This is a genomic window from Streptomyces swartbergensis (genome assembly GCF_002148965.1).
In the GTDB taxonomy this organism is placed as follows: Bacteria; Actinomycetota; Actinomycetes; order Streptomycetales; family Streptomycetaceae; genus Streptomyces; species Streptomyces swartbergensis.
Genome location: NZ_NGFN01000066.1, coordinates 15,192 through 28,425 on the forward strand (window position 1 = coordinate 15,192; position 13,234 = coordinate 28,425).

At 69.9% G+C, this 13,234-nt stretch carries 13 protein-coding genes; all 13 read left to right on the plus strand.

The genetic code is table 11. The annotated features are described in order from the left end of the window. Nucleotides 1–17: 17 nt before the first annotated feature. Entirely contained in the window at nucleotides 18–674 is a 657-nt protein-coding gene (locus CA983_RS13530; protein WP_086601142.1) for a vitamin K epoxide reductase family protein, read from the plus strand. A gap of 56 nt (nucleotides 675–730) precedes the next feature. Further along, on the plus strand, nucleotides 731–2,086 hold the full coding sequence (locus CA983_RS13535) for a replication-associated recombination protein A (RefSeq protein WP_086601143.1): 1,356 nt from the start codon (nucleotides 731–733) through the stop codon (nucleotides 2,084–2,086). A gap of 312 nt (nucleotides 2,087–2,398) precedes the next feature. Next, on the plus strand, nucleotides 2,399–3,013 hold the full coding sequence (gene rpsD, locus CA983_RS13540; RefSeq protein ID WP_062925769.1) for a 30S ribosomal protein S4: 615 nt from the start codon (nucleotides 2,399–2,401) through the stop codon (nucleotides 3,011–3,013). A gap of 178 nt (nucleotides 3,014–3,191) precedes the next feature. Beyond that, a complete protein-coding gene (locus CA983_RS13545; RefSeq protein WP_086601144.1) occupies nucleotides 3,192–3,632 on the plus strand; it encodes a DUF948 domain-containing protein in 441 nt (146 codons plus the stop codon). 9 nt (nucleotides 3,633–3,641) lie between these two features. Next, complete coding sequence (locus tag CA983_RS13550) at nucleotides 3,642–4,013, plus strand: hypothetical protein (RefSeq protein ID WP_086601145.1); 372 nt, start codon at nucleotides 3,642–3,644, stop codon at nucleotides 4,011–4,013. Next, the gene (gene alaS / locus CA983_RS13555; RefSeq protein ID WP_086601146.1) at nucleotides 4,013–6,682 is read left to right on the plus strand and encodes an alanine--tRNA ligase; all 2,670 of its coding nucleotides are present in this window, start codon (nucleotides 4,013–4,015) and stop codon (nucleotides 6,680–6,682) included. The genes CA983_RS13550 and alaS overlap by 1 nt, the downstream gene beginning before the upstream one ends. A gap of 16 nt (nucleotides 6,683–6,698) precedes the next feature. Then, nucleotides 6,699–7,163: a Holliday junction resolvase RuvX gene (ruvX, locus tag CA983_RS13560; RefSeq protein ID WP_086601147.1), complete on the plus strand. Its 465-nt coding sequence runs from the start codon at nucleotides 6,699–6,701 to the stop codon at nucleotides 7,161–7,163. 121 nt (nucleotides 7,164–7,284) lie between these two features. Next, nucleotides 7,285–9,132 carry an endolytic transglycosylase MltG gene (gene mltG, locus CA983_RS13570; RefSeq protein ID WP_086601148.1) on the plus strand — a complete coding sequence of 616 codons (1,848 nt, stop codon included), beginning with the start codon at nucleotides 7,285–7,287 and terminating at the stop codon, nucleotides 9,130–9,132. 25 nt (nucleotides 9,133–9,157) lie between these two features. Next, on the plus strand, nucleotides 9,158–9,973 hold the full coding sequence (locus CA983_RS13575; RefSeq protein WP_086601149.1) for a shikimate dehydrogenase: 816 nt from the start codon (nucleotides 9,158–9,160) through the stop codon (nucleotides 9,971–9,973). A gap of 196 nt (nucleotides 9,974–10,169) precedes the next feature. After that, entirely contained in the window at nucleotides 10,170–11,354 is a 1,185-nt protein-coding gene (gene aroC / locus CA983_RS13580) for a chorismate synthase (protein WP_086601150.1), read from the plus strand. Beyond that, on the plus strand, nucleotides 11,351–11,863 hold the full coding sequence (locus tag CA983_RS13585) for a shikimate kinase (RefSeq protein ID WP_086601151.1): 513 nt from the start codon (nucleotides 11,351–11,353) through the stop codon (nucleotides 11,861–11,863). Before aroC ends, CA983_RS13585 begins: the two co-directional genes overlap by 4 nt. Further along, on the plus strand, nucleotides 11,860–12,951 hold the full coding sequence (gene aroB / locus CA983_RS13590; protein ID WP_086601152.1) for a 3-dehydroquinate synthase: 1,092 nt from the start codon (nucleotides 11,860–11,862) through the stop codon (nucleotides 12,949–12,951). Before CA983_RS13585 ends, aroB begins: the two co-directional genes overlap by 4 nt. 163 nt (nucleotides 12,952–13,114) lie before the next feature. Continuing rightward, nucleotides 13,115–13,234, plus strand: a 120-nt coding sequence (locus CA983_RS47830) for a Pro-rich N-terminal domain-containing protein (protein WP_244206862.1), incomplete at its 3' end; no start/stop codon positions are given.

The window sequence follows — 13,234 nt, forward strand, 5'->3', positions numbered from 1 at the left end:
GTGCGGGAATCGGCGTGATGAGCAAGACGACAGTCAACGACGTCTCCACGGAGCCCGAGCCGGAGCGCGCCGAGATCGCGCCCCGCGCCGAGGGCGGCAGCCGGGCCCTCGCCCTCCTGCTGGTGATCACCGGCGCGGCCGGACTGCTCGCCGCGTGGGTCATCACGATCGACAAGTTCAAGATTCTCGAAGCCAAGGTCGAGGGCAAGACGTTCACCCCCGGGTGCAGCTTCAATCCCGTCGTCTCCTGCGGCAGCGTCATGGAGAGCAAGCAGGCCGCCGTCTTCGGCTTCCCGAACCCGATGCTCGGCCTCGTCTGTTACGGCATCGTGATCGGCGTCGGCGTGAGCCTGCTCGCCGGTGCCCGCTTCCCGCGCTGGTACTGGCTCACCTTCAACGCCGGCTGCCTGTTCGGCGTCGGCTTCTGCGCCTGGCTGATGTTCCAGTCCCTGTACCGGATCAACGCGCTGTGCCTGTGGTGCTGCCTGGCCTGGGTCGCGACCATCCTCATGTTCTGGTACGTGACGTCGTTCAACATCCGCAAGGGCTTCCTGCCCGCCCCGGCCTGGCTCAAGGGCTTCTTCGGCGAGTTCACCTGGGTCATGCCGGTGCTGCACATCGGCATCATCGGCATGCTGATCCTGACCCGCTGGTGGGACTTCTGGATGAGCTGAGCCGGGAGCACCAGGGCCCGGAGGGATTGTCAGTGCCGTGATTTAGGGTTTCTGACGTGGAGCCCGACCTGTTCACCGCCGCAGCAGAAGAACGCCAGGAGAAGGAGCCGTCCAGCAGCCCTCTGGCGGTTCGGATGCGCCCGCGCACCCTCGACGAGGTCGTGGGCCAGCAGCATCTGCTGAAGCCGGGCTCGCCCCTGCGCAGACTGGTCGGCGAGGGCGCCTCCGGCCCGGCCGGTGTCTCCTCCGTGCTCCTCTGGGGCCCGCCCGGCACCGGCAAGACAACCCTGGCGTACGTCGTCTCCAAGGCCACCGACGCCCGCTTCGTCGAACTGTCGGCGATCACCGCGGGCGTCAAGGAGGTCCGCTCGGTCATCGACGGCGCCCGCCGCGCCTCCGGCGGATACGGCAAGGAGACCGTCCTCTTCCTCGACGAGATCCACCGCTTCAGCAAGGCCCAGCAGGACTCCCTGCTCCCGGCCGTCGAGAACCGCTGGGTGACACTGATCGCGGCGACGACGGAGAACCCGTACTTCTCGGTGATCTCCCCCCTGCTGTCCCGCTCCCTGCTGCTCACCCTCGAACCGCTCACGGACGACGACATCAAGAGCCTCGTCCAGCGAGCCCTGACCGACGAGCGTGGCCTCAAGGGCGCCGTCACCCTCCCCGAGGAAACCGAGAGCCACCTCCTGCGCATCGCCGGCGGAGACGCCCGCCGGGCCCTCACCGCCCTGGAGGCGGCCGCCGGAGCCGCCCTCGACAAGGGCGAGACGGAGATCGGCCTGACCACCCTGGAGGAGACGGTCGACCGGGCCGCCGTGAAGTACGACCGCGACGGCGACCAGCACTACGACGTGGCCAGCGCCCTGATCAAGTCCATCCGCGGCTCCGACGTCGACGCGGCCCTGCACTACCTGGCCCGGATGATCGAGGCCGGCGAGGACCCCCGCTTCATCGCCCGCCGCCTGATGATCTCCGCCAGCGAGGACATCGGCCTCGCCGACCCGAACGCGCTGCCGATCGCGGTCGCCGCCGCCCAGGCTGTGGCCATGATCGGCTTCCCGGAGGCCGCCCTCACCCTCAGCCACGCCACCATCGCCCTCGCCCTGGCCCCCAAGTCCAACGCCGCCACCACCGCGATCGGCGCCGCCCTGGAGGACGTACGCAAGGGACTGGCCGGGCCCGTGCCCGCGCACCTGCGCGACAGCCACTACAAGGGCGCCACCAAGCTCGGCCACGGCCAGGGCTACGTCTACCCGCACGACCTGCCCGAGGGCATCGCCGCCCAGCAGTACGCCCCGGACGCCCTCAAGGACCGCGAGTACTACGAGCCGACCCGGCACGGCGCGGAGGCCCGGTACGCGGACGCGGTCGAGTGGACCCGGAAGAACCTCGGTCGAAAGCGGTCCTGAGAACCCTGTAAACTCGTTCGGAGTGCCGCGTCCCGTGCAGTCAGAACGGGACAGTCGGCCGGAGCCAGTCAGAGGCACAGTCCCCGGACCGGCTCCAGGAGCGTCGCGCACCGTCGAACGGTGTCGCGGGCAGCCCACCACCACCCGTCGCAGGACGGGACCGGTCGGTGGGCCACTCGCGTGCTGCACGTATGTGCCCAGACCAGGGGAGCGGCTGCCCACCGAGGTCCAGCAGGACCGAGGCGGGTTTCCCCGGCTGCGGATGCGACCTCCCACAACCCTGACAAGCCGAATCCAGGAAATGAGAAAGCAGTGGCGAACCAGTCCCGCCCCAAGGTCAAGAAGTCGCGTGCCCTCGGCATCGCGCTCACCCCGAAGGCCGTCAAGTACTTCGAGGCCCGTCCCTACCCGCCGGGTGAGCACGGCCGCGGCCGCAAGCAGAACTCGGACTACAAGGTCCGTCTGCTCGAGAAGCAGCGCCTGCGCGCGCAGTACGACGTGTCCGAGCGCCAGCTCGTCCGCGCCTACGAGCGTGCCTCCAAGGTCCAGGGCAAGACCGGTGAGGCCCTGATCATCGAGCTCGAGCGCCGTCTCGACGCCCTGGTCCTGCGCTCGGGCATCGCCCGCACGATCTACCAGGCCCGCCAGATGGTCGTCCACGGCCACATCGCGGTCAACGGCAAGAAGGTCGACAAGCCCTCCTTCCGTGTCCGTCCCGACGACGTCGTGCAGGTCCGCGAGCGCTCCAAGGAGAAGACCCTCTTCACGATCGCTCGTGAGGGTGGCTTCGCCCCCGACGGTGAGATCCCGCGCTACCTCCAGGTGAACCTCAAGTCCCTGGCGTTCCGCCTGGACCGCGAGCCGAACCGCAAGGAGATCCCGGTGATCTGCGACGAGCAGCTCGTCGTCGAGTACTACGCCCGCTGATCCCCGGCAGGCACGCGGTACTTCAGCCCGCCGTCTCCCCGCCCCTCCGGGCGGGCGAGGCGGCGGGCTTTCGCGAATCCGCCGTCCCCCGGCGGTAATCCGGTACGGAGCCGCATCCCCGGCGCGATAGGCTCGTCGCACGACTTTTTCGATGTTCAGGCACGTTTTCAGGGAGCGGGTGCACACAGTGTCCGGTGGAGAGGTGGCCGGAATCCTGGTGGCTGTCTTCTGGGCGATCCTGGTCTCCTTCCTCGCCGTCGCGCTGGCGAGGCTGGCCCAGACGCTCAGGGCGACCACCAAGCTCGTGGCGGAAGTGACCGATCAGGCCGTCCCACTGCTGGCCGACGCCTCCGCGGCGGTGCGCTCCGCGCAGACCCAGATCGACCGGGTCGACTCGATCGCCTCCGACGTCCAGGAGGTCACGTCGAACGCCTCCGCGCTGTCGACCACCGTCGCCTCCACCTTCGGCGGCCCCCTGGTCAAGGTCGCCGCCTTCGGCTACGGCGTGCGCCGGGCCCTCGGCGGCCGCAAGGAGGACGTGCCCGGCAAGGCGCCGAGGCGTGCCGTGATCGTGGGCCGCACGGTCTCTCGGCGCAGCGCCCGAGGGAAGAGGGACTGAGAGCCAGCGATGTTCCGCCGTACGTTCTGGTTCACCACCGGCGTCGCCGCCGGAGTGTGGGCCACCACCAAGGTCAACCGGAAGCTGAAGCAGCTGACGCCCGAGAGCCTCGCCAGAACCGCGGGGAACAAGGCGATCGAGGCCGGCCACCGGCTCAAGGACCGCGCGGTCGACTTCGCGCTCGACGTCCGCGACAACATGGCCCAGCGGGAGGCCGAACTGGGCGACGCGCTCGGGCTCAACGCCCCCGTCGATCCCGAACTCCCAGCACCCCGGCGGCACGCCGCCATCGAGAACCGCACAGAGCCGAAGACGTACGTCATCGACAGCACGTCGTCCACGTACAAGAAGAACTCGTACAACCGGAATGAGGACCACTGATGGAGTCGGCTGAGATTCGCCGCCGCTGGTTGAGCTTCTTCGAGGAGCGCGGTCACACCGTCGTCCCTTCGGCGTCGCTCATCGCGGACGACCCGACTCTGCTCCTCGTCCCGGCCGGCATGGTGCCCTTCAAGCCCTACTTCCTGGGTGAGGTCAAGCCGCCCTTCAGCCGCGCCACGAGCGTGCAGAAGTGCGTCCGTACGCCCGACATCGAAGAGGTCGGCAAGACCACGCGCCACGGCACCTTCTTCCAGATGTGCGGCAACTTCTCCTTCGGCGACTACTTCAAGGAAGGCGCCATCAAGCTCGCCTGGGAGCTGCTCACCAGCCCCCAGGACAAGGGCGGTTACGGCCTCGACCCCGAGCGCCTGTGGATCACCGTCTACAAGGACGACGACGAGGCCGAGCGCATCTGGCACGAGGTCGTCGGCGTGCCCAAGGAGCGCATCCAGCGCCTTGGCAAGAAGGACAACTACTGGGACATGGGCGTCCCCGGCCCGTGCGGCCCCTGCTCCGAGATCAACTACGACCGCGGCCCCGAGTTCGGCGCCGAGGGCGGCCCCGCCGTCAACGACGAGCGGTACGTGGAGATCTGGAACCTCGTCTTCATGCAGTACGAGCGGGGCGAGGGACCGGGCAAGGACTACCCGATCCTCGGCGACCTGCCCAGCAAGAACATCGACACCGGCCTCGGCCTGGAGCGCCTCGCCATGATTCTGCAGGGCGTGCAGAACATGTACGAGATCGACACCTCGATGGCCGTCATCGACAAGGCCACCGAGCTGACCGGCGTCCGCTACGGCGACGCCCACGCCTCGGACGTGTCCCTGCGCGTGGTCACCGACCACATGCGCACCGCCACCATGCTCATCGGCGACGGCGTCACCCCGGGCAACGAGGGTCGCGGTTACGTGCTGCGCCGCATCATGCGCCGCGCCATCCGCAACATGCGCCTGCTCGGCGCCACCGGCCCGGTCGTCAGGGACCTGATCGACGTCGTCATCGGCGTGATGGGCCAGCAGTACCCCGAGCTCATCACCGACCGCGAGCGGATCGAGAAGGTCGCCGTCGCCGAGGAGAACGCCTTCCTCAAGACGCTGAAGGCCGGCACCAACATCCTCGACACCGCCGTCAGCGACACCAAGGCCGCCGGCTCCACCGTGCTGCCCGGCGACAAGGCCTTCCTGCTCCACGACACCTGGGGCTTCCCGATCGACCTCACCCTGGAGATGGCCGCCGAGCAGGGCCTCTCCGTGGACGAGGAGGGCTTCCGCCGCCTGATGAAGGAGCAGCGGGAGCGCGCCAAGGCCGACGCCCAGTCCAAGAAGACCGGCCACGCCGACCTCGGCGCCTACCGCGAGATCGCCGACCGCGCCGGCGCCACCGACTTCATCGGCTACACCGACACCGAGGGCGAGTCCACGATCGTCGGCATCCTGGTCGAGGGCGTCTCCTCCCCGGCCGCCACCGAGGGCGACGAGGTCGAGATCGTCCTCGACCGCACCCCCTTCTACGCCGAGGGCGGCGGCCAGATCGGCGACACCGGCAAGATCAAGGTCGACTCCGGTGCCGTCATCGAGGTCCGCGACTGCCAGAAGCCGGTCCCGGGTGTCTACGTGCACAAGGGCGTCGTCCAGGTCGGCGAGGTCACCGTCGGTGCCAAGGCCCACGCGGCCATCGACGACCGCCGCCGCAAGGCCATCGCCCGTGCCCACTCGGCCACCCACCTGACCCACCAGGCCCTGCGCGACGCCCTCGGCCCGACGGCCGCCCAGGCCGGTTCCGAGAACCAGCCCGGCCGCTTCCGCTTCGACTTCGGCTCCCCGTCCGCCGTCCCGACGGCCGTGATGACCGACGTCGAGCAGAAGATCAACGAGGTACTCGCCCGCGACCTGGACGTCCGCGCCGACGTCATGGGCATCGACGAGGCCAAGAAGCAGGGCGCCATCGCCGAGTTCGGCGAGAAGTACGGCGAGCGCGTCCGTGTGGTCACCATCGGCGACTTCTCCAAGGAGCTGTGCGGCGGCACGCACGTGCACAACACCGCCCAGTTGGGCCTGGTGAAGCTGCTCGGCGAGTCCTCCATCGGCTCGGGTGTCCGCCGTATCGAGGCCCTGGTCGGCGTCGACGCCTACAACTTCCTCGCCCGGGAGCACACGGTCGTCGCCCAGCTCCAGGAGCTGATCAAGGGCCGTCCGGAGGAGCTCCCGGAGAAGGTCTCCGCCATGCTCGGCAAGCTGAAGGACGCCGAGAAGGAGATCGAGAAGTTCCGCGCCGAGAAGGTCCTCCAGGCCGCCGCCGGCCTCGCCGAGTCCGCCAAGGACATCCGTGGCGTCGCCGTCGTGACCGGTCAGGTCCCGGACGGCACGACCGCCGACGACCTGCGCAAGCTGGTGCTCGACGTGCGCGGACGCATCCAGGGCGGCCGGGCCGCCGTGGTCGCCCTGTTCACGGTGGCCAACGGCAAGCCGCTGACGGTCATCGCCACCAACGAGGCCGCCCGCGAGCGCGGCCTGAAGGCCGGCGACCTGGTCCGTACGGCCGCCAAGACCCTCGGCGGCGGCGGTGGCGGCAAGCCGGACGTCGCCCAGGGCGGCGGCCAGAACCCCGCCGCGATCGGCGACGCCGTGGACGCCGTCGAGCGCCTGGTCGCCGAGACGGCCAAGTAAGAAACGGGTCTGGAAGATGCGCAGAGGGCGTCGACTCGCGATCGACGTCGGGGACGCCCGCATCGGGGTCGCCTCGTGCGACCCCGACGGGATCCTCGCCACCCCGGTGGAGACGGTTCCCGGGCGTGACATCCCCGCAGCTCAGCGACGGTTGAAGCAACTCGTCGAGGAGTACGAGCCCATCGAGATCGTGGTCGGTCTCCCGCGCTCCCTGAAGGGGGGCGAGGGCCCGGCCGCGGTCAAGGTCCGCGGCTTCGCCCAGGAACTGGCACGCATGATCGCCCCGGTTCCGGTGAGACTCCTGGACGAACGCATGACGACGGTGACGGCCAGTCAGGGACTGCGCGCCTCGGGCGTGAAGACCAAGAAGGGGCGGTCCGTCATCGACCAGGCGGCAGCGGTGGTCATCCTGCAACAGGCGCTGGAATCCGAACGGGTGTCAGGTAAAGCACCCGGCGAAGGCGTCGAAGTGGTCATCTGATCGCGATACGGTAACGTTCCGCGCGATGCGGCGGCATTCGAACAGCCACCGCTCAGCAAGAGGCGGGACGGGAGCCGAGCTGGAAGCCGCGTGACCGCCGCCTCGCGGCTCTAGGGGATCGATGACTGAGTATGGCCGGGGCCAAGGCTCCGAACCGTGGCATCCGGAGGACCCGTTGTACGGGGACGGCGGATGGGGAGGAGAGCAGGCCCAGCAGGGCCAGCAGTCCCCCTACGGCGGCCAGCCGCAGCACTATCCAGAGCAGCCGCAGCAGTCGCAGTACGGCGACTGGGGCACCGGTGAGCAGGCCGGATACGGTCAGGCGCAGCAGCAGCAGTATCAGTACGACCAGCAGCAGTACGCGGCACAGGCCCACGGGCAGCAGCAGTACCCGGAGCAGGGGAACCAGGGACACCAGCAAGGCCAGGGGTACCAGCAGGACCAGGGACACCAGCAGGGGCAGGGATACCAGGGTCAGGATCAGGGCTACCAGCAGGACCAAGGACACCAGCAGGGCCAGGGGTACCAGGGTCAGGATCAGGGGTACCAGCAGGACCAGCAGTATCACCAGCAGCAGTACGGCAACGGCGGCTGGGCCACCGGCCCGCACCAGCAGGTCGCGTACCCCGGCGACCCGGCCGACCCGTACGGTCAGCAAACCGGTGCCTACGGCCAGGGTCAGTCCGACTACTACGGCACGCCCGAGGCCTATCCGCCACCGGAGCCCCCCGGGCGGCGGCGGGCCGAGCAGGAGCCGGAGACCGACTGGGATCCCGGCCCCGACCAGGGCGAACACGCCTTCTTCGCGGGCGGTGACGACGATGACGACGGCGACGAGCCGGGGGACCGCCGCCGACGCGACGACCAGCGGGGACGCGGCGGCAAGCCCAAGAAGCGCCGCAACGGCACGGCCTGCCTGGTGGTGGTCCTGGTCCTCGGCGGCGGCCTGGCGGGTGTCAGCTACTTCGGCTACCAGTTCTTCCAGGATCGTTTCGGCGACGCGCCGGACTACGCGGGTGACGGCAACGGGCAGGAGGTGTCCGTCGAGATCCCCGAGGGAGCGCTCGGCTACAAGATCGGCCAGGTGCTGAAGGACGCAGGGGTCGTCAAGAGCGTCGACGCGTTCGTCGCTGCCCAGGAGAGCAATCCGCAGGGCAAGACCATCCAGGACGGCGTGTACACGCTGCAAAAGCAAATGTCGGCCGACAGTGCGGTCGAACTGATGCTCAGCCCGGAGAGCCGCGACAACCTGATCATCGCCGAGGGCAGGCGCAACGCCGACATCTACCGGCTCATCGACAAGCGGCTCGGGGTCAAGGACGGCACCACTGCCGAGGTCGCCAAGAAGGACTGGAAGAAGCTCGGACTGCCCGACTGGGCGCTGAACCACAAAAACGTCAAGGACCCGCTGGAAGGCTTCCTCTACCCCTCCAGCTACGGCATCGCCAAGGGTGAGAAGCCCGAGGACGTGCTGAAAGACATGGTGACCCGGGCCACCCAGACGTACGAAAAGCTCGGCGTGGAGAAGAAGGCCCAGAGCCTCGGACTCGAAGACCCCTGGCAGCTGATCACCGTCGCGAGCCTGGCCCAGGCCGAGGGCACGAGCCACGACGACTTCCGCAAGATGGCCGAGGTCGTCTACAACCGCATGAAGCCGGGGAATCCGCAGACCAACGGCATGCTGGAGTTCGACTCCACCTACAACTACATCAAGAACCAGAGCAAGATCGATCTGAGTCTGAGCGAGCTGCGGAACTACGACAACCCGTACAACACGTACTTCCACAAGGGCCTGCCGCCCGGACCGATCGACAACCCGGGCGAGGATGCGCTCAAGGGCGCCCTCAACCCGACGAAGGACGGCTGGTACTACTTCATCTCGCTGGACGGCAAGACCAGCGAGTTCACCAAGACCAACGCAGAGCACCAGAAGCTGGTCGAGAAGTTCAACGCCTCGCGGAACAACTGATCGCGGAACGACTGAGGAAGACCTGATGGCCGCACCACGCCGAGCCGCCGTTCTCGGCTCCCCGATCGCACACTCCCTCTCGCCGCGCCTGCACAACGCGGCGTACCGGGCGCTGGGGCTGGCCGACTGGTCGTACGACCGGTTCGAGATCGACGAGGCCGCGCTGCCCGGGTTCCTCGACGGGCTCGGCCCCGAGTGGGCCGGGCTGTCGCTGACCATGCCGCTGAAGCGGGCGGTGATCCCGCTGCTCGACGAGATCACCGACACGGCCGCCTCGGTGGAGGCGGTCAACACCGTGGTGTTCCGGCCGGACGGACGCCGGGTCGGCGACAACACCGACATCCCCGGGCTGGTGGCGGCGCTGCACGAGCGTGGTGTGGAGAAGACGGAGAGCGCGGCGATCCTGGGCGCCGGGGCCACCGCGTCCTCGGCTCTCGCGGCACTGGCCCGGATCTGCACGGGCGAGGTCGCCGTGTATGTGCGCAGCGAACGGCGCGCGGCGGAGATGCGGCAGTGGGGCGAGCGGCTCGGCGTCCGGGTCCGGCCCGCCGACTGGGCCGACGCCGCCCGCGCCTTCGATGCGCCCCTGGTCGTCTCCACGACCCCCGCAGGGGGCACGGACGCGCTGGCCGGGCAGGTGCCCGAGCGCGTGGGCACCCTGTTCGACGTGCTCTACGAGCCCTGGCCCACGCCCCTCGCCGCGGCCTGGGAGGAGCGGGGCGGGCAGGTGCTGAGCGGCCTCGACCTGCTGGTTCACCAGGCGGTGTTCCAGTTCCGGCAGTTCACCGGCGACCCGCGGTCGCCGCTCACCGCGATGCGGGAGGCCGCTCGGCGGGGCTGACGTGTCAGCCCTACCAGCTCAGCGGGCTCTTGTGGGCTCACGGCTGTCCGCCAGCCGGACTCGGATCGGAGTCGTCCCCCCGGCATGGGAGGATCGGTGGTGCCGGACGGGGCCGCGCACCCGGTCGGGCCGTAGCCGTACGCGATGACCTGCGTACGCTGGGCAGTAAGCAGGTCGCGAACACTGAGGAGCACCGTTGAGCAGGTTGCGCTGGCTGACCGCGGGGGAATCCCACGGTCCCGCACTCGTCGCGACGCTGGAGGGTCTTCCCGCCGGCGTGCCGATCACCACGGACCTGGTGGCGGACCATCTCGCGAGGCGGCGCCTGGGCTATGGACGCGGTGCCCGGATGAAGTTCGAGCGGGACGAGATCACCTTCCTCGGCGGCGTCCGGCACGGCCTCAGCCTCGGCTCCCCGGTCGCGATCATGGTGGGCAACACCGAGTGGCCGAAGTGGGAACAGGTCATGGCGGCCGACCCGGTCGACCCGGAGATCCTCGCCGGCCTCGCCCGCAACGCGCCGCTGACCCGGCCCCGGCCCGGCCACGCCGACCTCGCCGGTATGCAGAAGTACGGCTTCGACGAGGCCCGGCCGATCCTGGAGCGCGCCTCCGCGCGGGAGACCGCGGCCCGGGTGGCCCTCGGAGCGGTGGCCCGGTCGTACCTGAAGGAGACGACCGGGATCGAGATCGTCTCCCACGTGGTGGAACTCGCGGCCGCGAAGGCGCCGTACGGCGTGTACCCGACGCCCGCGGACGTGGAGAAGCTGGACGCGGACCCGGTGCGCTGCCTGGACGCCGACACGTCGAAGGCGATGGTCGCCGAGATCGACCAGGCCCACAAGGACGGCGACACCCTCGGTGGCGTGGTCGAGGTGCTGGCGTACGAGGTGCCGGTCGGCCTCGGTTCGCACGTGCACTGGGACCGCCGCCTTGACGCCCGCCTGGCCGCCGCCCTGATGGGCATCCAGGCGATCAAGGGAGTCGAGGTCGGCGACGGCTTCGACCTGGCCCGCGTCCCCGGCTCCAAGGCGCACGACGAGATCGTCTCGACCGACGAGGGCATCAAGCGGACCACCGGCCGCTCCGGCGGCACCGAGGGCGGGCTGTCCACGGGTGAGCTGCTGCGCGTGCGGGCGGCGATGAAGCCGATCGCGACCGTGCCGCGGGCGCTGAAGACGGTGGACGTCGCCACCGGCGAGGCCACCGCCGCCCACCACCAGCGTTCCGACGTGTGCGCGGTGCCGGCCGCCGGCATCGTCGCCGAGGCGATGGTCGCGCTCGTCCTCGCGGACGCGGTCGCGGAGAAGTTCGGCGGCGACAACGTGGCCGAGACCCGCCGCAACGTCCGGTCCTACCTCGACAACCTGGCCATCCGATGAGCCCCCTGATCGTGCTGGTCGGCCCGATGGGCGTGGGCAAGTCCACCGTCGGTCAGCTGCTGGCCGAGCGGCTCGGGACCGGCTACCGGGACACCGACGACGACATCGTCGCCGCGCAGGGCCGGACGATCGCCGAGATCTTCGTCGAGGAGGGCGAGTCCGCCTTCCGCGCGATCGAGAAGCAGGCCGTGCGCGAGGCGCTGGCCGGGCACGACGGTGTGCTGGCACTGGGCGGCGGCGCCGTCCTCGACCCGGACACGCGCGCGCTGCTCGCCGGGCAGCGCGTGGTGTACCTGTCGATGGACGTCGAAGAGGCGGTCAAGCGCACCGGTCTCAACGCGGCCCGGCCGCTGCTCGCCATCAATCCGCGCAAGCAGTGGCGCGAGCTGATGGAGGCCCGCCGGCACCTCTACGAGGGGGTCGCCACGGTCGTGGTCGCCACCGACGGCCGCACCCCCGAAGAGGTCACCCGAGTCGCACTGGACGCACTGGAGTTGAAGGAAGCATGAGCGAGGCAGTGACCCGGATCCAGGTCGGCGGCACGGCGGGCACCGAGCCCTATGAGGTCCTCGTGGGCCGGCAACTCCTCGGCGAGCTGCCCGGGTTGATCGGTGACAAGGCCAAGCGGGTCGCGATCGTCCACCCCGAGGCACTGGCCGAGACCGGTGACGCCCTGCGCGCCGACCTGGCCGGACAGGGCTACGAGGCGGTCGCCATCCAGGTGCCCAACGCCGAGGAGGCCAAGACCGCCGAGGTCGCCGCCTACTGCTGGAAGGCGCTGGGCCAGTCCGGGTTCACCCGGACGGACGTCATCGTCGGTGTCGGCGGCGGCGCGACGACGGACCTGGCCGGGTTCGTGGCCGCCACCTGGCTGCGCGGGGTGCGTTGGATCGCGATCCCGACCACCGTGCTCGCCATGGTCGACGCGGCCGTCGGCGGCAAGACCGGCATCAACACCGCCGAGGGCAAGAACCTGGTCGGTGCCTTCCACCCGCCCGCGGGTGTGCTCTGCGACCTCTCCGCGCTGGACTCCCTGCCGGTCAACGACTACGTCTCCGGTCTCGCGGAGGTCATCAAGGCCGGTTTCATCGCCGACCCGGTGATCCTGGACCTCATCGAGTCCGACCCCGAGGGTGCCCGCACCCCGGCCGGCCCGCACACCGCCGAGCTCATCGAGCGCTCCATCCGGGTCAAGGCCGACGTGGTGTCGTCCGACCTGAAGGAGTCGGGCCTGCGCGAGATCCTCAACTACGGCCACACGCTCGGCCACGCCATCGAGAAGAACGAGCGCTACCAGTGGCGGCACGGCGCGGCGGTCTCGGTGGGCATGCACTTCGCCGCCGAACTCGGCCGGTTGGCAGGCCGGTTGGACGACGCCACGGCCGACCGTCACCGCACCGTCCTCGAAGCCGTCGGGCTGCCGCTGCACTACCGGCACGACCAGTGGCCCAAGCTGCTGGAGAACATGAAGGTCGACAAGAAGTCCCGCGGCGACATGCTGCGCTTCATCGTCCTCGACGGCCTGGCCAAGCCCACCGTTCTGGAGGGACCCGACCCGGCCGTGCTGCTCGCCGCGTACGGCGAAGTCGGACAGTAAGTACCCAGGCGCGCCTTCCGTCCGAAATCGCCTTACGGGCCGGGCACTTCGGGCCGCCCCCGGCCGTTCACACAACACCGGCCGGGGGCGGTACCGTTCGGTAGCAGCGGGTTCCGCCCCCGCTGTCAGCGCCCATCGCCTGTACGAGACGGAGTGGCACCGGATGCAGCACGCAGTGGGTTCTCCGCTGCCGCCGCCCCACCAGCCGGGGCACGGACCGGCCGTCGGCTGGTCGCCGGCCGCACACCACCCGGGGCCGCACCACCCGGGTGCGCACCAGGGC